Genomic DNA, 25,311 nt, shown 5'->3' with positions numbered 1-25,311 from the left:
GCTGCCCTCCATCAGGGGAAGGCGGCAGTATCGATGTGTTTGGAGTGCCTGTGCCGCCCGCCACTGGTTGATGAACCGAGAGTCCCTCGGAGCCGACCGTTACGGCTCGGCGTCTGGTTTGTCATTACCGCGCTACTCATTCTCGAGGGAGTCCTCGGCGGACTGCAGACGCAGCGCCAACTCCCACAGCGTCTCGCCCCCTTCTATACGCCACCGAGTAGTGCCCTGGTTGGCGACCGGCTGCTTCTTCCAGGCGGCGAGTCGCCACATCTCGCGGATGAGTCCTGACGGCGAGTACTGCGTCTTGTCCGCCGCCCAGAGGATCGGGCGCTTGCGGTCGTTGATCCAGGTTGCCTGCCGGCGGCGCGGATCGGCTGCCAGCCAACTGATCAGCTCTTCGGCCTCACGTTCGGTGCTGTAGGGCGTGTCGTAAACGAGCGCGGTTCCTTCAGCGATGGCCTGCGCCGTGACGAGGTACGGCACCGTGTTGGGGCGTCGCGGCTTGCGGGGCCTCGGCACCTTCACGTACGCCGCTTGAAGCACCGGTACGGCGGCCGCCGTACCGGCGTCCCTGAGTACGAGTCCGGCGAGCTTGGAAACCTGGGCCGCGTCCGCGAGCGTCCTGCCGATCTGGGCGCTCTCGCCGCACTCCGCATCGATGTGGTGGATGAGCCACGCCAATACTGCATTCGCGGTCTCGGGGACCCGCTGCAGTACCTCCATGTCCCAGTCGCATCCCGGCTCCTCGATGTCGTCCCTGCCAAGAAGTTGCATGGTGAGGTGAGCGATGACATAGGCACCATGCTGGGCCAGAGCCGCAGCGCGGCCTTCTCTTGTGGAACGCGACTCGTGCAGCGCCGCACGGACAGCTCGCACGGTGAGCACAGACCGCCAAACCAGGTGGGCGGAAGGCCGTGTTCGGAACAACACGTCGTACGTTCCGCGAACTCCGCGTTCCCACAGGAGTTCTGAGGACTTGGTCAATCGAGAGGAGTGCGCGGCGTCCGGATGGAAGCAGGCCAGTGCGGCCGCGGCCTCAGCGAGCGAGCACCCGGACTCTGGTGCCGGGTCCGGAGCCCCGCGCTTGATCGTGTATTCCTTGTCCAGCTCTGCTGCGAGGTCGTCCCGGATAAGGCTCTGGACGAGGTCGAGGGCGACAAAATCACGCGGCTCCACCCGGTTCTGTAGGTTCGTCGCCTCGGTCACGTCCTTCGCGAACGCCGCAACACCTTGGGTGGCGATCACGCGCACGCTCACATAGGCGTGCCCGGCTGCACCGGGATCCGTCTTTATCGCCTCGGCGATGGCAGTGACGGTCTGCGCGCCGTTGACGATGCTGGCGTTGACAGCCGTCAGGGCGACCCGGCCGCCCTGCGGGGCAGACTGAGATCGGTAGCGGGCCTGGATCGTGTCGCACAGCAGTGTGATGCCGTTGTTGAAGTACCAGAAGCTCGCTGGTGACTGCAATAGCGTCTTGACGATTCCTGCGTTCGTACGCGTAGCGCCGAGCGGGTTGCGGATATTGAGATGGAAGAGCTGGCTGCCGTGGCCCTGATACCAGCTCGCGATGTCCTCCACCCGTACGATGCCCTGAAACGACTCGTGCAGCCCATCGTGCTTGTGCCACCGTTCCATCTCGACCTCGAGGTTCAAGGGCGCCGGAGCCAAGTCCGCACGAACCTGCTGGGCGAGATCCTCCGCGTGCAGATAGCACACGTCGAGGAAGGGGCCGTTCTTATTGTACTTGTGCCGTGCGTCCTCGAACATTTGCGTCGCGCCGGGCCCGGGCTTGTCGGTCCCCATGAGAGCAACGACCAGCGTGGCAGGTGCCATTTCCTCGAACATCAACCGGCTGGCCTCCTCGGCGAGCCGTTCCCCACGAGCGTTGAACCGATCGAACAGTTCCTGGTCTATGAGGTCGAGCCCGACGATCATGTCGCGCGCGGCGCCGCGATCCAGTCTGGCTTTACCTGTATCGCTCCACTTTGACTGGATCAGATAGACGTGGGCGGGGTTGGTAGTAATCGCAATGGCATCCAGTCCCTGATCCTTCCCGCCGTCGATCACACACGCTGCGGCGTTTTCGGCGGTGAAACCTGTTACCGCACGCACGGCCAGTGCGCTCAAGGCCCGGGATCTCACCCGCGGAGTGCGTTCTGCCTCGCCCAGTGCCGCAACGTCGGCAATGTCCAGATGCTGCTCGTAGTCACGTTCCAACGCGATGCGAACTTGACGGGCGAAACGTTCTGCATCCCTAGCGATACTCATCGTCCCCCACATTCTTCACTGACGCGAATACAGTGATCAGCATGCCCTGTATGATGAATGCCGCAGGCACTGAAAGGCGTACTTCACTGGCATTTAGCAACCATGCCTTCTTGGCCGCTGCCCGTGCGGCACAGGGAATCACGCCGAACAATTCTGGATCCCTCTTCCGCTGGCGGTGGATACGTCGAACTGGCCGGTCACGGCGGCGGTGATGAGGGCCTGGCGGCGCTCTGTCAGGAGTGCAACCTGGCTGTCCAGTAGTCGACGGAACTCGAAATCTCGGCTCGCCGCTCGGTCGAGCTGCGCCACCAGGTCGCCCTGCACATCTGGTTCAGGAAATGGAAACTTTTGAGGCCGCAAACCCTCACGCGTGAGGTGCGTCATCGTGCTGGTATTTCCCTGGACCTGAAATACTTTGAGCCGCTCAGCCACAACGAGACAGTAATAGAGCCACCGGGGGAGTTCTGCACCACGAGCGCGAATGCGGTGCAGTGCCTTCTGGTAGTAGATCTCGGGGACTTCCCCGTCCCAGATCGCCGCTCTTCCTGGCCAGCTTCCACCCTCGTTGACGAGCAGGTCACCCGGCTTTAGGCGGTACCGCGCCTGCTCCTCTGGTGGGAAGTCCATCATGGCGAGGTCACTGACATCGATCCGGTCCCACTGGACGTTCGCCACACGGAGGTACGGGCGCATGTGTTGTCCGTGGGCACGTTCCTGGTTGAGCATCTTGCCGAGCTCGACCTCGAAATAGTGCGAGACGCTGCCAATTCGCCAATCAGAAGGAATGGTACCCAGCCATTTAAGGCCGCTGTCTTTTCGGTTTCCCTCAACATGAGCTCCGCGAACTGCATCGTAGATCCGCCTGAAGGATGCCTCGTTGAGCAACTCTAGCTGGTGCTTGCGTAGTTCACAGAGACGGTCGATGCGGGCGGTCTCGGCGTCGAGGAAGTCGGCGATGCGGCGCTGCTCATCCAGAGGGGGAAGCGGCAGAGGGAAACTCTGGATCTTGCTGCTATTGGTGGAAGCCAGGTTTGTGGTTCGTGTGCCGGTGCTCTCGAAATAGTGGCGGCCGTAAAGGGACTGGGTCACGTAGGCGAGGAATCGGCCGCTGAGTCGCTGTGGATCGGGGCGGACCGCGAAGATGTGGTTCTGGTGCAGGCACTGGTCAAGTTCGCCCCGCCAGACAGTCCCACGGCCCAGCTTGTCCAGGTCCCCTCCTTCGGTCATCAGGACATCACCTGGACGGAGTGTGCTGCGCTGGGCCACACTTCGAGGCACAGTGATCTCGGTGACTGATTCGAGGTTGAGGCTCCCCGCTTGGACATTGGCGACACGCAAGTACGGACTGGTGACGACGTCACCTGTTACGTCCCGTTTGGCGTCGACGGTCAGCCCGTTCTGCAAGCGTGCGACATATCCGAGGCGTACAAGTTCGTAGGTTCCAGAGGGCTTGCGGGAAGGCGGCGTGACGGCTGAGGTGTTCACTGGGTCACTTCCCCGAGCAGCCCCTGAATCTCCGCCTCCAGCGACTTCAACTCCGCGTCGATCTCCGCCAGCGGCCTCGGCGGCTTGTACACGTAGAAGTGCCGCGTGAACGGGATCTCGTAGCCGATCTTCGTCTTCGTGTGGTCGATCCACGCGTCCGGCACGTGCGGCAGCACCTCGCGCTTCAGGTACTCCTCGACGTCCTCGCCCAGCGGAACGTTCTCGTAGTCCCGCAGGTCCGTGTCCGGTTCCGGCGCGCCCTTGACCTTCTGGACCTCGCCCTCCGGGTCCCGGACCCCGACCGCCTCCCGTACCGCCTTCGCGAACGGCGCTCCCGACGGCCACGTCAGGCCGGCCGCGACCACCGCGTCCTTGAGCGCGATGAAAGCGTCGGACTTGGTCGCCCAGGTCGAGCCGAGCAGCGTACGCACCGCCGCCACGAACTCCTCACTCCGCTCCAGCTTGGCCACCGGCTTGGCCTCCGCCAGCGCCGCCAGCGTCTCCTCCGTCACCTCGAAGCGGAGCTTCAACGGCCGCTCCACGGTGATGCGCTGGTAGCCGAAGTCCTCGTTGGCGAAGACCTTGACCTTGCCGTGCAGCGGGTGCTCGGGGTCCTTGGCAACCTGGACGGCCTCCGCGTACAGCCGCGTGATGTCGCCGATGTGGTCGGGGCGGCCGTTCGTCCCGTCGCCCAGCTCCTTGCGCTTGTCGCCCAGTGACTTGCGCATCTTCACCCACTGGTCGCGCGCGTCCAGCAGTACGACCTTGCCCTTGTGGTCCTTGTCCTTGCGGTTCGTCAGGATCCAGAAGTACGTCGAGATGCCGGTGTTGTAGAAGAGCTGGTCCGGGAGGGCGACGATCGCCTCCAGCCAGTCGTTCTCCAGGATCCAGCGGCGGATGTTGGACTCGCCCGACTCGGCCGCGCCCGTGAACAGCGGGGAGCCGTTGAAGACGATGGCGATACGGGAGCCGCCCCCGCCGTTCACGTCCACCGGCTTCATCTTCGAGATCATGTGCTGGAGGAAGAGCAGCGAGCCGTCGTTGATGCGCGGCAGGCCCGCGCCGAAGCGGCCGGCGTCGCCGAGCGACTTGTGCTCGTACTCGACCTCCTCCCTGACCTTCTTCCACTCCACGCCGAACGGCGGGTTGGCGAGGATGTAGTCGAACTTGCGGCGGGTGTGGCCGTCGTCGGAGAAGGAGTTGCCGAAGCGGATGTTCTCCGGGTCCTGGCCCTTGATCATGAGGTCGGACCGGCAGATCGCCCAGGACTCGGGGTTGAGTTCCTGCCCGTACACCTCGACCGTCGCGTCCGGGTTGAGGGCCTTGATGCGGTCGTCGGCGGCGCTGAGCATGCCGCCCGTGCCGCAGGCCGGGTCCATGACCGTGCGGACGACACCCGGCACGGTGAGGGCGTCCGCGTCGGGCGCCACCAGCAGGTTCACCATCAGCTTGATGACCTCGCGCGGGGTGAAGTGCTCACCCGCGGTCTCGTTCGACTGCTCGGCGAAGCGGCGGATCAGCTCCTCGAAGATGTAGCCCATGTTGTGGTTGGGCACGACGTCGGGGTGCAGGTCGAGGTCGGTGAACCTGCCGATGACCTGGTAGAGCAGGTTCGCGCCGTCGAGCTTCCTGACCTGCTGGTTGAACTCGTACTTGTCGAGGACCTCGCGGGCGTTGTCGGAGAAGGCGCCGACGTAGATCTGCAGGTTCTTCGCCGCGTTCTGCGGGTCGGCCGCGATCTTCCGCAGCGTGAGGTCGCTCTTGTTGTAGAAGGAGTGGCCCGAGGCCCTGCGCAGGAAGTGGCCGGTGTCGATGTCCTGGCCGGCGAACCTGGCGACGGTCTCGACGACCTTCTCGCGTGTCGGCTCCAGGACGCACTCCAGGCGGCGCAGCACGGTGAACGGCAGGATGACCTTGCCGTAGTCGGACTGCTTGTAGTCGCCGCGCAGGAGATCGGCGACGGACCAGGCGTGGTTCGCCAACTCCGTGTGCTTGCTGCTGTTCAAGAGGTCCCGGCTTCCTTCCGAAGAGCGCCGTCCGGGCGGGGGACGGCAGGGATCCAGTGTGGTCGTGTGCGGTGGGACGCGTGGGGCGTTTCAGACGGAACGGCTGTCCGGGGCGCCCGGCGTATCCGGGCCCCTCGGGGTGTCCGGTGGCAGGAGGACGCCGGCGGTGAGGCCGGTGGTCAGGGTGGCCGCGGTGTCGGCGGCGAGGTCGGCGGTTCGGCGGACGGCCGCGCGCAGCTCGTACACGCGGCGGAACGCCTTCCCGTAGCGCCGCTGTTCCTCCAGCGGCAGCAGCGGTACGCGCAGGCGGCCCGGTGTGACGTGCACGAGGGTGGAGCCGGTGGACGCGGAGGCGATGTTGTCGTCGGCGCCGAGGAACCCGGCCAGGAACCACGGGTCGAGTCGGGCCGGGTCGGGACGCAGGAGATGGATGTGCTGACCGAGCAGGGCTCCGGCGTCCCGGTCGTCCGCGACCCGGGTCATCGCGGCCTGGTTGCCGCCGCTCGCGACGGCGCGGACGAGGACGTCCCCGGCGGCGACGGGCTGCGCGGCGTCGGCGTGGAGGTCCACGGCCCCGCCGGACGGGGGGTTTCCGGTGGAGACGTCCTGGGAGGTGAGGACCGGCCGGTCCACGGTGGGGGCGGCGGAGCCCTTGGAGCCGCGGGTGCCGGGCGTCGCCGCCCGCAGCACGGTCAGTGCGCCGCCGCGTGCCAGGTCGGAGACGGTCGCCGTACGCCACTCGCGGGCCGAGGCTCCGGACGGCTGCCAGCCGCCGGACGCGGAGGCGGATGCCAGGGCTGCGACCTGCTCGGCCAGTTGGTCGTGCAGGTCGTGGACGCGCCGGGCCAGGGTCGCCGGGTCGATGTCGGCCGCGGTCGCCCGGACATGGCGGGCCGGGGTGACGTCGACGACGTCGTCGAGGAGGTCGACGAGCGGCACCGCGCGGGCGACGCCGGGCTCGTCGGCGTAGGTGTCGGGGGCGGTGGTGAACGCGGCCCACTGGCCGAGGACCCGCTCCGACAGCCACTCCCAGTCGAAGGTGGCGGCGGAGGCCGAAGAGGTGATGGCGGAGGCGGCGGAAGTGGAAGAGCCGGACCGGCGGGAGCGCGAGCCGCCGCGGATGCCGGCACCCGCCGTCGCCGTACCGGTGGCGGACGGCATGCCCACGGTACCGTCCCGCTGCTCGCCCTCGCCGTCGACGAACAGCACCGCCGTACGGTCCGTGCCGCCCGGCTCGGGGCGCTGGAACACCCAGATCTGCAGGCCGATGTGGAGCGGATACGCGGCACGCGCCGGAAGGGAGACGACGGCGCGCAGGGCCCCGCCGCGGATGAGTTCCGCGCGGACGCGGCGGCCGGAGGAGCGGAAAGCCAGGGCGGGCGGCAGCAGCATGACCGCGTGGCCGCCGGGCTCCAGGTGTGCGAGGGCGTGCTGCACCCACGCCAGTTCGGACTCGAAGCGCGGCGGGACCCCGTACGCCCACCTCGGGTCGTAGGCCAGCTCGTCGTGACCCCAGTCGCGGTCGGCGAACGGCGGGTTGCACAGGACGGCGTCCACGGTGACGTCGGGGAAGGCGTCGGCGCGCAGGCTGTCGCCGACGCGGATCGCCGTCTCGGCCTCGGGTGCGGCGATCAGCAGCCGGACCGCGGTGCGTTGGCCCTGGACGGGGAGCGAGTCCTGTCCGAACAGCTCCCGCGCGCCCTGCCGGGCGGCGGCGGCGAGGAGCGTTCCGCTGCCGCAGGCGGGGTCGAGGACGCGGGACACGTCGGCGGGCAGGAGCCGTGCCATGAGCCGGGCCAGACCCTCCGGGGTCTGGTAGACGCCGCTGGCGGCGCCCTCGTCCAGTTCGCGTTCGGCGAGGACGTCGAGAGCGGCCTGGACCCCCGCCTCACGGACGCAGCCCAGCAGCGCGCGGACCGCGCCCGCGTCGTCCGGGCCGTAGCGGACCGGCTCGGCCTCGGGCACGGTGGCCGGGAGCTCGCCCGCGGCCTTCTCCGCTCGGGCGAGCAGCTGGTCGTCGGGCACGGCGGCGAGTTCGGCCAGCTCCTCCTGTGTGCGGCGGGACGCGGCAGCCACCAGGGGGAACAGCCGCGCCGCCACACCCGAGCCGGGTCCCAGCAGCCGTAGCGCCGTACGCAGCTCCTCGGTCGGCGAGGCGGTGGAGGTGTGCCCGCGTCCCCGCAGCCATGCCTGGACGGCCGGCAGGTCGTAGAGCGGGCTGGATTCCGTGCCCGCGCTGGGTGCCGGGAAGTCGTCGTGGCGGCGGCGCCAGTTGCTGACCGTGGCGCGTGTGACCCCTGCGATGCGGGAGATCTCGGCGGCTGTCACATGTGCGGAGGGCGCCGGTCGGGCTGGTGGCTGCTGGGGCATGGCGTGGAGTTCCGCACCTCTCGGGCCAGTCGGACAGGGACGGTTAACACGTTACAACAGTCGTCAAGTTCATCAAGTCGTTTGACGGTGCTTTCATTGTTGTGCTTATCTGGTCATGCTTCCGAATGGAAGCATGCGCCGTGACTCCGCAACCGCACCGTGAAGCGTCCTGGCGCCGTACCGCGCCACGCATCCGATCTCTCCCGGTCCCTTTCCGTCGCAACGCCATACCTCGGGGCCGTCCACTCCGCGTCCATTCCGCACCGCAGTCGCCACTCACCGCACGCACGGGAGGAACCCGCATGACCGTGACGGAACAGCCCCGGCAGAACGCGCACCACCCCACCGACCCCGCCCGTCCGGCCCCGGCCGACCAGCCCGTGCCCGTGGCCGGTCTGGTGGAGGCCCGCCTGGCCAAGGAGGCGCTCACCGAGCCCGTGAAGGTGCTCCTGAAGGAGGCCATGGGTGACGGCGAGCATCGGGGGACCTCCCCTGTCGGCCGGATCTACCTCGAGTCCGTCGCCGTCGCCCGGTTCCGCGGCATCGGACCGCGTGCCTGGCTGAAGCTCAGCCCCAGACCCGGTGTGAGCCTGGTCGTGGGTCGCAACGGCTCCGGCAAGTCCAGCATCGCCGAGGGCATCGAGACAGCCTTCACCGGCGTGAACCTGCGCTGGCAGGGGCAGCACGCGATGCGCAGCAGCAACTGGCGCAACCTCCACGACACCGACGGCAGGCCGGAGATCGAGGTAAAGCTCGCCGTCGCGGGCGACACCGGCCGCAGCACCCTTACCCGCACCTGGGAGGGCGACGACTTCGGCGCCTCCCAGGCCGAGCTCAGGCGACCCGGGCACGGCCGCGCCCCCCTCGACCAGGCGGACTGGAAGCAGGCCCTGCGGGACTTCCGTCCCTTCCTGTCGTACGTCGACCTCGACCGCATGATCAGTGGCAAGCCCTCCGAGATGTACGACGCCATCGCCACCATCCTCGGCCTGGGGCAGCTCAGCGCCGCCGACGGCCGGCTCCGCCAGGAGGCCAAGGCGCTCGAAGACGCGGACAAGGCGGCGAAGGCGGAGCTGCCGGGCCTCAAAGAGGCGCTGTACGAGTTGGAGGACGACGAGCGCGCGGTGCAGGCACTCGTCGCCGTCGACACGGCGGGAACGCCCGACTTCGCGACTGTCGAAGCCCTCGTCGCCGGTCTGCCCACCGACGGGGACGATGGCCTGCTCGCCGGGCTGCGCGCCGAGGCAGAGGTGCAGGGACCCGAGATGGCGCAGGTCCACGCGGCCCTGGACCGCCTGCGCAGTGCCCTCGCCGATGCCGAGGCCCTGCGCGGCACCGGAGCCGAGGACGCCCTGCGGCGTGCGGAACTCCTCGAACGGGCTGTGGCGCACCACGACCGTCACCCCGACGCGGCCGCCTGCCCCGTGTGCGGGACCGACGGGATGCTGGACCCGGCATGGGTCGCGGACGCCGTCGCCCAGATCGCCGCACTGCGGCAGGAGGCGGAGGCCGCCGCGGGCGCGCGCAGCGAACTCCGATCGGCCGCGCGGGCCGTGCAGGACCTCGTCCACACGCCCCGCCGGATCCCCGCCGCCCTGGCCGACCCGTGGCGCGCCTGGACCGCCTGCCGGACGACCAGTGATCCCGGCGAGCTCGCCCAGCGCGCCCACGAGGCCGCCGCGACCCTGGCCGATGCCTGCGCCGCGGTCAAGGAGAACGCCGTCAGGGAACTGGAGAAGCGGGACGAACGCTGGCGCGGGCTCGTCACCCGCCTGGCGGGCTGGGCGGAGAGGGCCCGTGCCGTGGAGGCGAACAAGCCCCGGCTGCGGGACATCAGGAAGGCGAGCACCTGGATCAAGGCGCTGGCCGCCGAGTTGCGGGAACAGCGGATGGAAGGCTTCGCCGACCAGTCGCAGCGCATCTGGGAGCGGCTCCGCCAGGAGAGCAACATCGATCTCAAGGCCGTGAGCCTGAAGGGCAGCGAGAAGGCCACTGTCCGCAAGCTCGTCATGGATGTCACCGTCGACGGCCAGGAGGCCTCGGCTCTCGGCGTCATGAGCCAGGGCGAGCAGCACTCCCTCGCGCTGTCCCTGTTCCTGCCTCGGGCCGCCACCGCCGACAGCCCGTTCGGCTTCATCGTCATCGACGACCCCGTGCAGTCCATGGACCCCGCCAAGGTCAACGGACTCGCCCAGGTCCTGCACGAGCTCGGCGAGCACCGGCAGGTCGTCGTCTTCACCCACGACACCCGGCTCCAGCGGGCGTTCACCAGCCAGGATCTGCCCGTGACGGTGTTCGAGGTCGAGCGGGCCAAGTCGTCCAAGGTGAAGGTCAAGCCGGTGACGGACCCGGTACGGCGGGCACTCGACGACGCGCGGGCCCTCGCCAGTACCAGTGACCTGCCGACGGCGGCACGGACCCACGTGCTGCCCAGCCTGTGCCGTATCGCCCTGGAGAACGCGTTCCTCGAAGCCGCCTGGATCCGGCATCACCGCTCCGGCGCGCCCGAGGGCGAGCTGCAGGCCGCCGTCGGCAGCGCCGACAAGCTCATGAAGGTCGCGGCACTGGCCCTGTTCGGCGACGCCGGCCGGACCGGCGGCGTCTACCGGGAACTGCGCACCCGTTGCGGGCCGCGTGCGGTGGACCTCCTCAAGGAGTGCCAGAACGGCTCCCACTCCACGGGAGCGCAGATCACCGACCCTCACCGCTTCGTCGACGACATCGAGATCATGGCGCAGAAGGTGCGCAAGCCGGGGGTGACCGCGTGATGAGCACTCCCACCACCTCGGTCGAGGAGCTCCTGCTCACGGCGGATCAGCTGCTTGCCGCGCGTACGGGCGCCACGGCCGCCGGCCGGCACCGCGGAGCCTCCCTCGCTCTGCGGACCGCTCTCGAGCTCTCCATCGACCGCGTGCTCGACGCCGCGGTGCCAGGGCTCGCCGGCACCACGATGCGGGCCAAGATGCTGTGCCTCCACTGCTACACCGCGGCGGAGACCGCTCGCCGCGCCAACGCCGTCTGGTCGCACCTCTGCCTGGGATGCCACTACCACCAGTACGAGATCGGCCCCACGCACGACCAGGTTCGCGCCTGGCGGACGGAGGTCGGCGAGCTGGCCGGGACGTTGACCACCTGACTGTTTGTTACCAGCAGGTCTCTGATAGTTATTTCGACGGGGCCGGGCGTATGCCCGTCGCAGCGCCCTCCGGGGTGCTGCAAGGGGAGGGGATATGTACATGGGCACCACCACGCGCAACGAGATCATCGCCGTCGAGCAGAAGGCGGTGGACCGCGCCTACGACTGCTATGCCGCGCGGCTGGCCGAAATGACCGGGGGCTCGGTCGCCCTGGCCTCCGCCAGCGGCAAGGACAGCGTCGCCAACCGGATCGTGGCCGAGGAGCGGGCCGCGGCATACGACGGACTCGGCAACGAGTCGCTGGTCATCGGCCGCGTCGACGCACCGGACGAGGACGAGCCGGGCAGGGGGCCCAAGACCTGGTACGTCGGCCGACGTGCCGTTTCCGACGTCCGTACCCGCGACACCGTCGTCGTACCGTGGACCAGTCGGCTGGCCAAGAAGTGGTTCGAGGCGCTGCCCGATGCCCCGGGCGAGGTGCTCCTGCGGCGGCGACTGCGCTGTGTACAGCGTGTCGTCGAGGACTACTTCGACGAGATCACTGCCGCCGCCCCCGTCCCGCAGCCACGGCCGGCGGCAGACGACGCCCAGCGGGAGGCCCAGCCCACGGCGCCGGCCACCGTCACGCAGAAGGAGGGAGCACCGAGCCCGCCCGTCCCCACACCCGCCGACATCGCCCGCGTCCAGCGCCAGAAGCCGCTGCAGCCGGACGACTTCCTCCTGCGTGAGCTTCAGCGCTCGCGCAGCGGCAGCATGCGGGACATCGTCGAGACCATCCGCCGCGACCAGATGGCCCTGGTCACCGGCTCGCCCTCGGACATCCTCGTGGTGCAGGGCGGCCCGGGTACGGGCAAGTCGGCGGTCGGTCTGCACCGCGTGACCTGGCTCGTCAACAACGGGCACTTCAAAGCCCAGGACATCCTCGTCGTCGGCCCCCACCAGCGGTTCCTGGACTACGTGAGCCAGGTGCTGCCCACGCTCGGCACCCGGAACGTCAACGCAGTGCAGGTGACCCGTCTGTGGGACGGCGAGGTCCTCGGCACCGACACCCCCCGGGCGCGGGTGGTGAAGTCCGACGAGCGTATGGCGGCCGTCCTGCGGCGGCGCGTCGAGATCGAGTGCCGTCCCGAGGCCGTCGACGAGTTCACCACCACTGCCTCTTACGAGGGGGCCAAGCCTGAGCTCACCGTCACCGTCGGCAGCACGACCCTGCGTGTCCCGCGCTCCGAAATGCTTTCGCTCCTCGAAGACGTGCGCCAAGGCGACGGCTCCTACCGTGAGCGCCGCGACCGCTTCCGCGGGCTGCTCGTCGACCGCCTGCTGCGGGAACTCGTCGCCGTCGCCCCTCGCCGCAGCCGCGACGACACGATCCGCCGCGACCTGGAACGCAACCGTCAGGTCGAGCGCCTCATCGAACGCGTCTGGCCTTCGCCCGGCGCCAGGGAAGCCCTCCGCACCCTCTACGACTCCGAAGACCTCCTGCGCACCTGCACCGAGGGCGTTCTCGACGCCTCGGAGCAGGCCGCTCTGCGCCGTCCTCGGGCCGACACGGCCGACGCCGATCCCTGGACGCTCGACGATCGGGTCTGCCTCGAAGAACTGCGGTATCTCATCACCGGGGAGACCCCGCAGCGGTACGGGCACATCGTCGTCGACGAGGCACAGGACCTGACACCCATGCAGGCCCGCTCCCTGCGCCGGCGCTCCGCCGCGCAGGGCTCCATGACCATCCTCGGTGACCTCGCCCAGGCCACCGGCCCCCACACCCACACCGACTGGGAGCGCCTCGGCACCCTCCTGTCCGACCACGGCGACTGGCGCGTGGCCGAGCTGAACACCAGCTACCGCGTGCCCGCCGAGATCATGGAGTTCGTCGCCCCCCTGGCCCGTACCGTCGCCCCCACGCTGCCGTACCCGCAGGCCGTGCGTGCGGCGGGAGAGGACGCCGTACGCACGGTCGCGACCGAGCCGTGGAAACTCCTCGGCGACACCGTGGCCCAAGCCACCCGCCTCATCGGCACCAGCGACGGACACACCCTGCGCTCCGTGGCGGTCATCGTCCCCGACGACTCCGGCTGGCTCGACGAGATCAGCCGCCAGCTGGACCTGGCCGAGGGCATCACCGAGCAGGGACGCGAGGCGGTGTCCGTGCTGGCCGCCGCCCAGGCGAAGGGCATGGAGTACGACCACGTCCTCGTCGTCGAACCCGCCACCATCGCCGACCGGGGCCCGGCCGGACTGCGCCAGCTGTACGTCGCGCTCACCCGCAGCACCCAGAGCTTGACCGTCCTGCACACGCCCCCGCTCCCGGAGGCCCTCACGAACACCGACGGCAGCAGTACCGAACCAGCATCCACCGAAGGCGAACCAGGCATGGCAGACGCTGACGTCCCCGACATCGGTACGGACGTCCGAGTCCGCGTGACCGGCCGGGCACCCGGTGGCCGGTACAGGGTCAAGGTCCTGTCGCCCGCGATCGACGTCCCTCTGGTCCTGACCGTCCGCCACGGCTCGGTGCCCCCGCGTCCCGGCGCCGTACTGGACTGCTGGGTGTTCGCTCACGAGACGAACCACTGCCTGCTCACCGCGGACCAGCGTGGCCGCCAGCCCATCTCGCCGAGAATGGCGGAACGCTACCTGGCGGCGATCAGCGTTCTCGACGAACTGACCAACGGTGACGGAACCGTTCCGGAGAACGCCCGTGATCGTCTGTCCGAGCTCAAGGGTATGGCCAACCGCGTCCTCCGCCGCGACCAGGCGGACTGGGTGGACGTGCGTCGCGTGCTCGGATCCCCGGACAAGCACCGCCTCAGCCTCCTGCGCGATCTCGCGGCGCACACCAACCGCATGCTCAAGGACGGCGACCTGGACCTGAACCGCGTCCAGACGGACCTGGGACGCGCCGGCTGGGCCCAGGCCCTGCACGAAGCCCGGGAGGCCCTCCAGAACCGGGTCGCCACGGGCGAACCCGAAACCGACGACGCACCCTCCACCGCTGAACATCAGTCCGAGCAGAAGGAAACCGAGCCCGTGACCCCCGCCGAAGACCTGCCCGCCACGCCCGCACCAGCGCAGGGGCTTCTGCACTCGCTGCAGAGCGCGGCGACCGCCGACCGCACGTGCAGAAAGCACGAGGCGGTACGGCATGCACTCAAGGCCGCCCTGCTCTGGGAGGACCTGCAGCCGACCGACTCCCCGGTCGTCGACGTCAGCCGGATCGCGGACGACGGCCACTTCCTCTACGAGGTCCTCGGTGCCGGCTGCTCCACCTACGCCGACCTCCGCGCGGGAGCCACCCGCCTCCTGGAGATCAACCACACCCTGTCCGCTCCTGCCGACCGCCTCTACCTGGTGCTCTCCGAGCCGCCCGCCGAGGACTGGTCGGCCGACACCGTGTTCGGTGTCTTCGGGGTTCAGGTCCTGTGGCGTACTCCCGACAGTTGGGGCGGCCACGACGCGGAAGCCGCCCTGGGCTCCGGAGAGGCGTAACGACTTTCGACACAAGCGCGGTTCTTCCGTGCCCGCTCGTGCGCTCCTGGGGTGCTCGAAGCGGAGCCAGATCCCTATGGCCCGGAGAAGACCGGGCCGGAGCCCGTGCCGGATGATGCTTATCCGCTGGAGAGACTTCGGGGGATCAACTCCCCGTCCGCTCACGCAAACGGCCCCGGACGAGGAGTCCGAGGCCGAACAGGAGCCCTCCCGGGGGGATAGACCCCAGTTCAGAGCGGTAACACGTTGTGCCCCCGGCAGGATTCGAACCTGCGACACCCGTTTTAGGAGTGCGATCCCCTAGGCATCATCGGGGACCGAACCGGCCACGCTGGCCACGCCAGACCCATCCGGTGCCGTTGATGTCGCTCGCGGATATCAGAAAGGCGCAGCACTCCCGTCCGGCGTCGTCAGCCGTGGAGGTCAGAAGCCTACTGATCCGTAGCTCTGCAGAGTTCGGTCACCGAGAGCCGTACAGGCCGCCGTTCGGTCTCTCAGAGCGCTTGTAGACCATGGTCGGTCGCTGTGGTTGCTGTACGGATCGGCCCCCGCAGCGGCGCTGCCGGTGCGGGGACCGTTTGCTCAGCTCACAGGGCGTCGATCTGCCAAGCGATCACGCCGGTTGCTCCTTTGGCGCCGTCAACGTTGATGCGGACCAGCCTGTCCGCGGTGATGCGCTGCTGAACCACTGACTCATCGCATGGCACCGCGGCCTTGGAGCCCGCGTTCGCGGGCACGAACTCCAACTGCGCGCTCCCGCTACCAGCACACACCAGGTTGAGCCGGTAGGTCTTTCCTTTGCTGAGTCCGGGCTCGGTGTGGATACCGTCGGTCACGCGTTCCACGCCAGCCTCGACCAGTGTCCCGCTATGGGCGGCGGCGAGGGCCGACTGAGCCTGCTCGGTGAGCTTTTTCTCTGACGGCTCAGGTACCTTGCGAGGGGAGGTCGAAGACGATGGTGAAGATTTCGCTGCGCTGTCCCCACCGCTTCCGGACGTCGTGCACGAGGTGAGCAGGAACGCCGACACCACCACAGCGCATCCGGCGAGCCGGGCGGACCGCGGGCTCGAATAGGTCATGACTTGGTTTCCCAGTACTTCCAGCCGGTTTCCTTGGTCGGCAGGATCGCCGTACCGTGGCCAATCTCGCGAGGTGCTCCGCAGCCGCTGCCAACAGACTGGTACCTCTTCCAGTTCACCTTGTAGCCCCAGGAACCGTACTGCAAGTGGCCGTATTTGTTCCTGCCGATGTCGTGACTGTAGGTATGGCCTGTGGTGACGGATACGCTGCCAGCCACCTTGACGGAAATCGTGGTCTTGGCCTTTGCGAGGATCGCACCGGCCGACCACTCGCCACTACCCGAGACTTCGAGTGTGATGGTGCCACTCTTGGTGACGGATACCGACATTGTGCCGCCTGGCCCATCCTTGTATTTGGTGCCGTTCCACCAGGAAGGTACGTGGTATGCCTTCTTCGATGAGAATTCGTACCATGTCTGCGAACCGCTACACACACGCGGTTCGCTCTCCTGAAGCGGCTGGTCGGTCTCGTCCTCCCACCGCTGCCTGTCGTTGATTTCCGTCGTCTGGTCCGCGGATACGGCCCTGTCATCAACTGGCGCCTCTTCAGCCGCGGCGGTACCCGCAGCAGCGCAGCACAAAAGCAGCGCAGCAGTGGCAGCGCTGGTCAATGCGCGCCGTGAACCGATGCCCATGTGACACCTTTCCGGTGGACCGCCCCCGTGACGATCGAACGCTTGAACACTAGGCGTGACGACATGCGTGCAACAAGTGCATGCCCGATGTCCTGAGGGGGACTTGAGGTTGGCCGTCGATCGGCGCTCTTCGCCTTGAAGTGGAAGCCCGGAACCCGAGGTCGGTGGAGTCTCAACGGCTGAGTCAAGAGGTTCCGCCGGCTGTTGGTGCTGTCAGGCGTCCATGTCGGCGGCCTCTTCGAGTAGGTCCATGGCGTGGTTGTGGAAGCGGAGTTCGGCGTCGCGGCATGGGGCCTTGAAGAGGGCTCGTTGAGCCTCGGCAAGATCGCAGTTCAGTAGGCCCACGGTCACGAACACGGCTTCCACTCCGTGGCACCCGTTGTCCCTGAGGAACTGCTGGAGCGCGTCCGTGTCGCCGCTTGCCTCCCAGACGGGCCGGGCGGTTTCCTGCATGGCAGCGATGCGCGCTGAGCGTTCTGCGTCGAAGCCCACTGGACCCGCCTTTCTGGTGTGGCCCGCAGGCTATCGCCAGGTATGCGGGGTGCGCTGGCCCGTTTGAGCAGCTTGGGCGACGGGTGGGTGGAGAGCGAAGGGTCTGCCGTCGCGCAGGAGGGCCCATAGGACATCGACACGTCGGCGAGCGAGGGCGATGACGGCCTGGACGTGCTTGCAGCCCTCGCTCCGCTTCTTCAAGTAGTAGTCGAGGTTGGGGCCTTCGCGGATGATGCTGGTCTGCGCGGAGAGGTAGAAGACTCTGCGCAGGCGGCGGGCTGTAGCGCTTGGGGCAGTGCAGGTTGCCGGTGCGGCGGCCGGAGTCGCGTGGGACGGGGACCAGTCCGGCAGCAGACGCAGCGGCGTCGGGGCGTGTTGTACGACGACGACCCCAAGAGCCGTCGCCGTCGGGTTGTCCCGCCGCCGGCGCTCTGCATCGTGCCGCTGCGCTGGCACCGGCTGCGGCAGGCGGCGGCTCGGGCGAAAGCGGGGGAGACCTGGCGCGAGTCGGACCACGTCTTCACGACCCGGACGGGTCGCCCGGTCGAGCCGCGGAACGTCTACCGCTCCTTCACCCGCGTCGCCCAGTCCGCCGGCCTCCGCGATATCCGGCTGCACGACGCTCGCCACGGTACGGCCACGCTCCTCACGGCAGCCGGTGTCGCGCCCCGCGTGGTGATGGAGATCCTGGGCCACTCACAGATCAGCATCACCATGGACGTGTACACGCACGTTGTGCAGGACACCCAGCGCGAGGCCATGAGTCACATGGACCGGCTGCTGCGGAGGCGTCCCGGTCGTGAGTGACCGACGGAGTTGAAGTCACATCTGTATCGAGGGCCCCGGACCATGATCGGTCTGGGGCCTTGGGACGTGGCCGGCAGGAGTCCGACGCCGCCGCTTGATCCCATACCTCGTTGTGGACAGACTGCCCTCCATGAGATCGGAAGGCATGGCCACCGAGGCACAGGTCAAGAAGCGGCGATGAACGACGGCCTGCCCTTTTTCCGCTATCACCCAGACCCCCTCGCCAGCGGGTCCATCCGTGCGTCCGCCGAGAGGTGCGCCTGCTGCAGCCGCAGCACGGGCTGGATATACACAGCAACCTTCTACACCGCCCACGAGGTCCGCGGACCTTTCTGCCCGTGGTGTATCGCGGACGGGAGCGCGGCTGAACGCTTCGCGGGTGAATTCACCGACTCCTACGGGCTCGACGGCGTCAGCGAGGACGTCTTGCATGAGGTCACCCGCCGCACACCTGGCTTCCACTCCTGGCAGGATCCGCACTGGCTCGTCCACTGCCACGACGCGGCGGCCTTCGTGGGCGAAGTCGGGTACGCCGGGTTGGCGGCGCATCCGGAGGCCCTCGACCAATTGCGGGCCGACATGCGCAGGGAGGGCTGGCACGACGAAAGCCAGCTTGAGCACTTCTTGAACCACCTGGGCGAGGGGGCGACTGCCCTGCTCTTCCGTTGCACCGTCTGTGGGGTCCACCTCGCCTACGCGGACGCATCCTGAAGATCGTCTGCCTCGGCGAGTCTGCGGTAGCCGATGAGGCTGCAGGCGACAGTGGCCGCCCCCGTTGATGTCAGAAGTGGATGTCAAAGGCCCCGGACCATGATCGGTCCGGGGCCTCTTGGCTGGTGCCCCCGGCAGGATTCGAACCTGCGACACCCGCTTTAGGAGAGCGGTGCTCTATCCCCTGAGCTACGAAGGCGCTGTGCTCGGTCCACAGGGTACCGGATCGGGGTGGCGTGGTGGATCAGGTCCGGGGGACGTGGGTGCAGTGGGAGACGGTGTGGAGGTCCGCCCGGATGCGGTCGGCGGTACAGCGGAGCGCGGGCTTGAGGTCCGTCACGCGGCTCTGGAAGGTGCGGCGGGCCGCGTGCGTGGCCGCGTTCACCGCGGCGACCGCCCCGCCCGCTGCTCCGCGTCGTTCCCCGCGCCGCCGGCCCCCTGTCGCCCCCGCCTCCTGCCGCCCCCGCTGTTGCGCTCCGCTGAACCGCGTCGCGCCCTGCCCCGCAACGCCTCCGCCCCCTCTATTCCCCAGCCCCCATCCCCCCATCCCCGCTGCCCCGCATCGCCCCCGCCCCGCTACCGCCGAGTGACCCGCACCCGGAACTCGCCGTCGTGCCCCGTGGCCCTCACCTCGACCGTTATGCCGTGGCCCGGGTCCTTGAAGGACTCCCCGGTGGTGAACGGGGCGTCGGAGAGTTCGGTCTGGACGTTGGGGCTGCGCGTGCAGCCGCCGCTGTGCCGGTGTGCGTCGTAGACCGTTATCGGACCGCGCCCGGTGTCCACGGTGGCGTCGACCTTGTAGATGAGGACGCCCGGCTCGCAGATCGCCTCGTCGTTGCCCCCCGGCGCGCGCAGTTCCAGGGCGTAGGCGCTGCGCCGGTCTATGGGTATGAGGACCAGCTTCCCGCCGCCCGGCCGGTACAGGGGTGTCAGGGTGTAGTCGGTGCGCCCGGGGCGGGCGGCGCAGCCGACCTGGGTGCCGTCCAGCCAGCCCAGTTTCCACTTGTGCCAGCCGAGGAGGTCGTTGTTGACGCCCCAGTCCTCGCTCATGATGTCCCAGTGCCCCACCGCCGAGCCGCCCTCCTGGGTGTAGAGGTCGGGCAGTCCGAAGGTGTGGCCGTTCTCGTGCGGGAGCACCCGGTAGCCGGTGCGGTCGTAGGAGCCGGAGCCGTCGTCCTGGCGGGAGTAGACGAAGGACGCGTTGGCGACGACGACGCCGTCGGCGACCGGGGCGTCGGAGTTGCCGGCGAAGGTCACGGAGAGCACCGTGTCCAGGGCGGAGGGGCCGGCGTTGGGGGTGACCAGCACGTTCAGCAGGTCGTACGAGCGGAAGTCCACATCGGGGTCGGCGGCGGCCACCATGTCCTGCACGAGCTGCCGGTAGCCGGGGTCGAAGGGTGCGCCGCGCTCTATGCCGTAGGCCCTGAACGGCTTCGGCATGCGCAGCCAGCCGGGTATCGGGGTCTCGGGGCGGTAGTCGAGACGGCCGTAGGACGCCGTGCGGAACCATTCCTGGGTCTGCGGGAAGAACTCGTGGAAGCGGTCCTGGGCGCTGCCCTGGCCGGGGGCGTCGGAGAAGTCGATCATCAGGGTCAGGGCGCGGACCGTGCCGGTGGAGCGGGAGTAACCGACCGGGGTGGGGACGCCTTCCGTCATCTGGACGTCCATGCCGCCGCGGATCATGCAGGGGGAGAGGGCGGAGGAGCGGACCAGGCCGGCCGGCCCGGCGGCGGAGGAGGGCGTGAGCTGCCCCGTTCCGGCCGAGGTGCTGACCGCCAGGGTCAGGATGGTCACCGAGGCCAGGGCGGCCGCCCGGCGCGGGCGTATGCGGCGGCGGGGCGACGGCGGCTGCATGCATGGACCTCCCGCTCCACGGCAGCCGCAGGTCTGACGACTGCACCCTTGTGATCACCCTGGGGCGAGGGGCCGGAGGGCGCGCGCTGGAGCGGCCGATCGTGGGAATCCCCCGTGCGGCAGGTGTGAGCCAGGTCACGGGAATGTTTTCGGCGAGGGGGAAATAACCGGGGACGCGTTCCCCGTTTAGACCTGTGTCCACGCGAAACGGGGAGCCATTCCCCGGATCGCCAGAGTCACCCAGACCAGGAGTACGCCGTGCAGACCTCCCTCCCCGCACCGCGCAAGGTGTCGCGGCCGCGTGCCGACGCCCTGCGCAACCGGGAGCGGATCGTCACGGCCGCCCGGGAGATGTTCGTCGAACACGGTCCGGACGTGCCGTTCGACGAGATCGCCCGCCGGGCCGGTGTCGGCAATGCCACGGTGTACCGCAACTTCCCGGACCGCGACGCCCTCGTCCGCGAGGTCGTCTGCTCGGTCCTGGACCGGACCGTACGGGTCGCCGAGCGGGCGCTGTCCGAGAGCGGTGACGGGTTCGAGGCGCTGGAGCGCTTCGTGCACGCCGCCGCGGACGAGCGGATCAGCGCCCTGTGCCCGATGGTCACCAGCACCTTCGACCAGCACCACCCCGATCTCGAGGCCGCGAGGGAGCGCGTCGAGCGCATCGTCGAGGACCTCATGGACCGGGCCAAGGCGGCCGGACTGCTCCGCACGGACGTGGGTGTCGGTGACCTGATGGTCGCCGTCGCCCAGCTCAGCCGACCGCCCGCCGGCACGGACTGCTGCAGCGTCGACCGCTTCACACACCGTCATCTTCAGCTGTTCCTGGACGGTCTGCGGGCTCCGGGCCGCACCGTCCTGCCCGGAACGGCCGTGACCATGGAGGACCTCCGCAAAGCCTGACCGATCTGCCGACCGATCAGCCCGACCGATCAGCCCGACCGATTCGGGGCCGCCCGCCGGTCCCGACTCGTCGTACTCACCGCACCGCGGCACCCAGAGCGCCGTGGTGCCGCCGGCCGCACCTTGCCGGAGACCGAGCTTCCGGCCGTCGTCGTCGCTGCCGACGCGCCGCCCGATACCTACGTCTTTTTCCGTCACGAAGTCCCGAAGTGGGTACCTCCATGTCCGAAACATCCCTCAAGGCTCCCGGGGCCACCGCACCGAGCGGTGACGCCAACCGCTGGAAAGCGCTCGTCTTCATCGCGCTCGCCCAGCTCATGGTCGTCCTCGACGCCACCATCGTGAACATCGCACTGCCCTCCGCCCAGGCCGACCTGGGCATATCCGACGGCAACCGGCAGTGGGTCGTCACCGCCTACGCGCTCGCCTTCGGTGGTCTGCTGCTCTTCGGCGGCCGCGTCGCCGACCTCTGGGGCCGCAAGCGCGCCTTCGTGCTGGGCCTCGGCGGTTTCGCCGCCGCCTCCGCGCTCGGCGGTGCCGCCACCACCGGCGCGATGATGTTCGGTGCCCGCGCCCTGCAGGGTGTCTTCGGCGCCCTGCTCGCCCCGGCCGCGCTGTCCCTGCTCGCCGTGATGTTCACCGACGCCAAGGAGCGCGCCAAGGCGTTCGGCATCTACGGCGCGATCGCCGGTGGTGGCGGCGCCGTCGGCCTGATCCTCGGCGGCTTCCTCACGGAGTACCTGGACTGGCGCTGGACCTTCTTCGTGAACGTCCCGTTCGCCGTCGTCGCCGCGCTCGGCGCCTGGTTCGTCATCCGTGAGCCGGAGGGCGGCCGTAACCGCTCCCCGCTCGACGTCCCCGGCGTGGTCCTTTCCAGCCTCGGCCTGTTCGCGCTCGTCTACGGCTTCACCCGCGCCGAGTCCGACGGCTGGGGCGACACCGTGACCGTCGCGATGTTCATCGCGTCCGCGGTGCTGCTCCTCGCCTTCGTGCTGGTCGAGTCCCGGGTCAAGGCCCCGCTGCTGCCGCTGCGCGTGGTCACCGACCGCAACCGCGGTGGCATCTACCTCTCCCTCGGCCTCGCGATCATCGGCATGTTCGGCCTGTTCCTCTTCCTGACCTACTACCTGCAGATCGTGAAGGGCTACTCGCCGGTCAAGACCGGCTTCGCGTTCCTGCCGATGGTGGCCGGCATGATCACCGGCTCCACCCAGATCGGCACCCGCCTGATGACCCGTGTCCCGGCCCGGCTGCTGATGGGCCCCGGCTTCCTGGTCGCCGGGTTCGGCATGCTGCTGCTGACGCAGCTCGAGATCGGCTCGTCGTACGCGACGCTGCTGCTGCCCGCGATGGTGCTGCTCGGTCTCGGTATGGGCACGGCGTTCATGCCGGCCATGTCGCTGGCGACCTCGGGCGTCGAGGCCCGGGACGCCGGTGTCGCCTCCGCGATGGTCAACACCTCGCAGCAGGTGGGCGGCGCGATCGGCACCGCCCTGCTGAACACCATCGCCGCGTCCGCGAAGACCTCGTACATCAAGGACCACATCGCCGGTGCGGCCACCAAGCCGCAGCAGCAGCTCGTGGGCCTGCAGGGCATGGTGCACGGCTACAGCACGGCGATCTGGTTCGCCGTCGGCATCCTGGCCCTCGCCGCGCTGATCGCCTTCACCTTCGTCAACGCCGGCCGCCCGGGCTCCGCCCCGGTCGCCTCCGGCGAGGGCGTCGAGGACGCGGTGCCGGTGCCGGTGGTGGCCCACTGACCCGCCGTGCGGCGACGGCCCACCGTGCGCCCCGCACGGTGGGCCCGGCCGGTCCGGCGGCGGACGACGCCGCGGCCGCGGGGCGCCCGCGGCCGGCCTGATCCGCCGGCCTCACGGCGCGGGCGGAGCCAGGGACGCTCATAGTGCCGTGCCGGACGCCGCGAGCCGGTGAACCTTTCCGGTCACAGCACTAGCGGAGCCAGGGGAGGTCCGCACCCGCTTCGTTGGGCTGGAGGCCCTCGGCGACGATCTCCATGATCTCGCCGAGGGCCTTCTGCTGTTGCGGGGTCAGTCGCTCGAACAGCGCCTGGCGTACGGCGGTCACGTGGCCGGGCGCGGTGCGTCGCAGTACCTCGGCGCCCTCTTCGGTGAGTACCGCGAACTGACCGCGCTTGTCGGAGGGGCAGTCCTCGCGGCGGACCCAGCCGTTCTTCTCCAGCCGGGCGATCGCGTGGGACAGCCGGGAACGCGTGATCTTGGACTTCATCGCCAGCTCGGTCATCCGCAGCCGGCGGCGCGGTGCCTCGGCGAGGGCCACGAGGAGGCCGTAGTAGATGTGCGGCATGCCCGCGTCCCGCTGGAGCTGCCGGTCGAGGTGGTCCTCGAGCAGGGTGGTCGCGTGCAGGTAGGCGCGCCAGACGCGCTGCTCCTCGTCGGTGAGCCAGCGGTGCCGGCCGGCGGAGTCCGTTGCCGTGTTCATGCGTCCCACTGTACGAGGCGCCTCCTTGAAACTTGAACAAGTCGGGCGTAGCCTGAACCGAAGAGCTTGAGACTTAAAGCATCTTGGGGCGCGTCCCCGAGGGGCCGAGCACCGGGAGCCGCCGCCATGTCCGCCGCACCACAGGAGACGTCCGCCGCCGGGCGCGAGCGCATGCCCGCCCTCTACCTCAGTCACGGCGCCCCGCCGCTCGCCGACGATCCCGTCTGGCCGGGCGAGCTCGCCGCCTGGTCGGCCCGTCTGCCGCGCCCCAGGGCGATCCTCATGGTCTCCGCCCACTGGGAGGAGGCCCCGCTCGCCCTCGGTGCCGTCGAGACCGTCCCCCTCGTCCACGACTTCTGGGGCTTCCCCGAGCGCTACTACCGGGTCCGGTACGACGCCCCCGGCGCGCCCGGGCTGGCCGGATCCGTGCGCAAGCTGCTGCGCGCCCCCGGCACCCCGGTCCAGGACCTCCCCGAGCGCGGCCTCGACCACGGTGCCTACGTGCCGCTCGTCGAGATGTTCCCGGACGCCGACGTCCCGGTGCTGCAGATCTCCATGCCGACCCTCGACCCGGTCCGGCTGATGGACATCGGCCGCAGGCTCGCCCCGCTGCGCGACGAGGGCGTGCTGATCGTGGGCTCCGGCTTCTTCACCCACAACCTCGCCGCCCTGCGGCACGCCGGCCACGGTGTGCCGGCCTGGTCCGCCGAGTTCGACGACTGGGGCCGCCGGGCCCTGGAGGCCCGCGACTGGGACGCCCTGCTGGACTTCCTCCACAAGGCCCCGGCGGGCCGCTACGCGCACCCGCGCACCGAGCACTTCGCCCCGCTCTTCGTGGCCATGGGCGCGGCCGGGGCGGGCGACGGACCCGACACCCAGGAGTCGGTGATCGACGGGTTCTGGATGGGGCTGGCGAAGCGGTCGCTGCAGTTCGGGTGAGTGCGCGTGCGCGCGGTGCCTACCCGCGGGGTGCCCGCCGGAGATCCTTCTCGTACCAGGCCACGTCCCAGTAGCGGCCGAACTTGCGGCCCACTTCCCGGTGGGTGCCGACGTGGCGGAAGCCGAAGCAGGCGTGCAGCCGCCGTGAGGCCTCGTTCGGCTGCGCGATCCCCGCGTAGGCGCGGTGCAGGTCCTCACCGGCCAGGGCCTCGAAGAGGGCGCCGTAGAGCAGGGTGCCGACGCCGCGGCGGCCGGAGTCCGGGGCGACGTACACGGTGGTCTCCACGGAGGTGCGGTACGCGGGCTTCGTGCGGTAAGGGCTGGATGTGGCGTACCCCAGAATCTCCTGTGAGTCCGCCGCCGTGGCAACCATCAGGCGGTACGGGCCGTCTTCCGGGTGGGAGAGCAGCCAAGGGCGGCGCTCTTCCGTGGTGAGGACGGCCGTGTCGAACGTGATCGTTGTCTCACGCACGTAGTGGTTGTAGATCTCCGTGAGGACATCGAGATCCCCCTCGGTCCCCGGTCTGACCTGCACCTCTGTGTGTGCCGACGGCATCGCGCCTCCCCGCGTGGCCGACAGGGTACTGCATGATCAGAAAAATTGAGGGCCGGGTTGGGAATTCTGTCCGGATTCCAGTCGTTGTTTCCCTCGGATGCAGGGCACTCGAGGAGAGTC

General features: G+C 69.2%; 17 protein-coding genes, 2 tRNA genes and 2 pseudogenes. 8 read left to right on the top strand and 13 right to left on the bottom strand.

From position 1 onward, the window contains the following. Window positions 1–132: 132 nt before the first annotated feature. The 4 genes from MXD57_RS02050 to MXD57_RS02035 form a co-directional block, all read right to left on the bottom strand. Window positions 133–2,268, bottom strand: coding sequence for an AIPR family protein (locus tag MXD57_RS02050; RefSeq protein WP_250399495.1), 2,136 nt, complete (start codon window positions 2,266–2,268; stop codon window positions 133–135). 138 nt (window positions 2,269–2,406) lie between these two features. Next, window positions 2,407–3,753 (bottom strand): restriction endonuclease subunit S, encoded by a 1,347-nt coding sequence (locus MXD57_RS02045; protein WP_250399494.1) that lies wholly within the window; start codon window positions 3,751–3,753, stop codon window positions 2,407–2,409. Further along, window positions 3,750–5,759: a type I restriction-modification system subunit M gene (locus MXD57_RS02040; protein WP_250399493.1), complete on the bottom strand. Its 2,010-nt coding sequence runs from the start codon at window positions 5,757–5,759 to the stop codon at window positions 3,750–3,752. Before MXD57_RS02040 ends, MXD57_RS02045 begins: the two co-directional genes overlap by 4 nt. Window positions 5,760–5,849: 90 nt before the next feature. After that, the gene (locus MXD57_RS02035) at window positions 5,850–8,087 is read right to left on the bottom strand and encodes an N-6 DNA methylase (RefSeq protein WP_250399492.1); all 2,238 of its coding nucleotides are present in this window, start codon (window positions 8,085–8,087) and stop codon (window positions 5,850–5,852) included. A 344-nt stretch (window positions 8,088–8,431) separates the two neighbouring features. On the opposite strand from MXD57_RS02035, the gene MXD57_RS02030 reads away from it, so the two are divergent. The 3 genes from MXD57_RS02030 (at window position 8,432) to MXD57_RS02020 (ending at window position 14,755) form a co-directional block, all read left to right on the top strand. After that, window positions 8,432–10,897 carry an AAA family ATPase gene (locus MXD57_RS02030; protein WP_250399491.1) on the top strand — a complete coding sequence of 822 codons (2,466 nt, stop codon included), beginning with the start codon at window positions 8,432–8,434 and terminating at the stop codon, window positions 10,895–10,897. After that, window positions 10,897–11,265, top strand: coding sequence for a hypothetical protein (locus MXD57_RS02025; protein ID WP_250399490.1), 369 nt, complete (start codon window positions 10,897–10,899; stop codon window positions 11,263–11,265). The genes MXD57_RS02030 and MXD57_RS02025 overlap by 1 nt, the downstream gene beginning before the upstream one ends. Before the next feature lie 100 nt (window positions 11,266–11,365). Then, window positions 11,366–14,755: a HelD family protein gene (locus tag MXD57_RS02020; RefSeq protein WP_250399489.1), complete on the top strand. Its 3,390-nt coding sequence runs from the start codon at window positions 11,366–11,368 to the stop codon at window positions 14,753–14,755. 249 nt (window positions 14,756–15,004) lie between these two features. Here the strand turns inward: MXD57_RS02020 and MXD57_RS02015 are convergent. From MXD57_RS02015 to MXD57_RS01995, 5 genes and pseudogenes are all read right to left on the bottom strand, one after another. Beyond that, a tRNA-Phe gene (locus MXD57_RS02015) sits at window positions 15,005–15,073 on the bottom strand. A gap of 269 nt (window positions 15,074–15,342) precedes the next feature. After that, window positions 15,343–15,834 carry a hypothetical protein gene (locus MXD57_RS02010; protein WP_250399488.1) on the bottom strand — a complete coding sequence of 164 codons (492 nt, stop codon included), beginning with the start codon at window positions 15,832–15,834 and terminating at the stop codon, window positions 15,343–15,345. After that, on the bottom strand, window positions 15,831–16,469 hold the full coding sequence (locus tag MXD57_RS02005) for a hypothetical protein (RefSeq protein WP_250399487.1): 639 nt from the start codon (window positions 16,467–16,469) through the stop codon (window positions 15,831–15,833). The genes MXD57_RS02010 and MXD57_RS02005 overlap by 4 nt, the downstream gene beginning before the upstream one ends. Before the next feature lie 213 nt (window positions 16,470–16,682). Then, on the bottom strand, window positions 16,683–16,961 hold the full coding sequence (locus MXD57_RS02000; RefSeq protein ID WP_250399486.1) for a hypothetical protein: 279 nt from the start codon (window positions 16,959–16,961) through the stop codon (window positions 16,683–16,685). 30 nt (window positions 16,962–16,991) lie between these two features. Continuing rightward, window positions 16,992–17,337 (bottom strand): annotated as a pseudogene (locus MXD57_RS01995) (transposase); the annotation flags it as partial. Here MXD57_RS01995 and MXD57_RS01990 point away from each other — a divergent pair. Beyond that, window positions 17,304–17,768: pseudogene (locus MXD57_RS01990) on the top strand (tyrosine-type recombinase/integrase); the annotation flags it as partial. The pseudogenes MXD57_RS01995 and MXD57_RS01990 sit on opposite strands and share 34 nt — an antisense overlap. Window positions 17,769–17,945: 177 nt before the next feature. Then, a complete protein-coding gene (locus tag MXD57_RS01985; protein WP_250399485.1) occupies window positions 17,946–18,479 on the top strand; it encodes a CbrC family protein in 534 nt (177 codons plus the stop codon). A gap of 123 nt (window positions 18,480–18,602) precedes the next feature. Here the strand turns inward: MXD57_RS01985 and MXD57_RS01980 are convergent. Together MXD57_RS01980 and MXD57_RS01975 are read right to left on the bottom strand one after the other, a co-directional pair. Further along, window positions 18,603–18,678 (bottom strand) — tRNA-Arg (locus tag MXD57_RS01980). 377 nt (window positions 18,679–19,055) lie between these two features. After that, window positions 19,056–20,333, bottom strand: coding sequence for a M6 family metalloprotease domain-containing protein (locus tag MXD57_RS01975; RefSeq protein WP_250399484.1), 1,278 nt, complete (start codon window positions 20,331–20,333; stop codon window positions 19,056–19,058). Between the two features lie 258 nt (window positions 20,334–20,591). Between MXD57_RS01975 and MXD57_RS01970 the strand changes: the two genes are divergently transcribed. Beyond that, window positions 20,592–21,236, top strand: coding sequence for a TetR/AcrR family transcriptional regulator (locus MXD57_RS01970; protein WP_250399483.1), 645 nt, complete (start codon window positions 20,592–20,594; stop codon window positions 21,234–21,236). A 221-nt stretch (window positions 21,237–21,457) separates the two neighbouring features. Continuing rightward, on the top strand, window positions 21,458–22,996 hold the full coding sequence (locus MXD57_RS01965) for an MFS transporter (protein WP_250399482.1): 1,539 nt from the start codon (window positions 21,458–21,460) through the stop codon (window positions 22,994–22,996). 190 nt (window positions 22,997–23,186) lie between these two features. Here MXD57_RS01965 and MXD57_RS01960 read toward each other — a convergent pair whose 3' ends face one another. Continuing rightward, the gene (locus MXD57_RS01960; protein ID WP_250399481.1) at window positions 23,187–23,696 is read right to left on the bottom strand and encodes a MarR family winged helix-turn-helix transcriptional regulator; all 510 of its coding nucleotides are present in this window, start codon (window positions 23,694–23,696) and stop codon (window positions 23,187–23,189) included. A gap of 126 nt (window positions 23,697–23,822) precedes the next feature. Here MXD57_RS01960 and MXD57_RS01955 point away from each other — a divergent pair, with 126 nt between their 5' ends. Next, entirely contained in the window at window positions 23,823–24,635 is an 813-nt protein-coding gene (locus MXD57_RS01955; RefSeq protein ID WP_250399480.1) for a dioxygenase family protein, read from the top strand. Between the two features lie 19 nt (window positions 24,636–24,654). On the opposite strand, the gene MXD57_RS01950 is transcribed toward MXD57_RS01955, so the two are convergent. Further along, complete coding sequence (locus MXD57_RS01950; RefSeq protein WP_250399479.1) at window positions 24,655–25,191, bottom strand: GNAT family N-acetyltransferase; 537 nt, start codon at window positions 25,189–25,191, stop codon at window positions 24,655–24,657. Window positions 25,192–25,311 lie beyond the last annotated feature (120 nt).

The organism is Streptomyces cellostaticus, assembly GCF_023630175.1.
GTDB lineage: Bacteria > Actinomycetota > Actinomycetes > Streptomycetales > Streptomycetaceae > Streptomyces > Streptomyces cellostaticus_A.
This window is presented reverse-complemented; position numbering and strand designations above follow the sequence as displayed.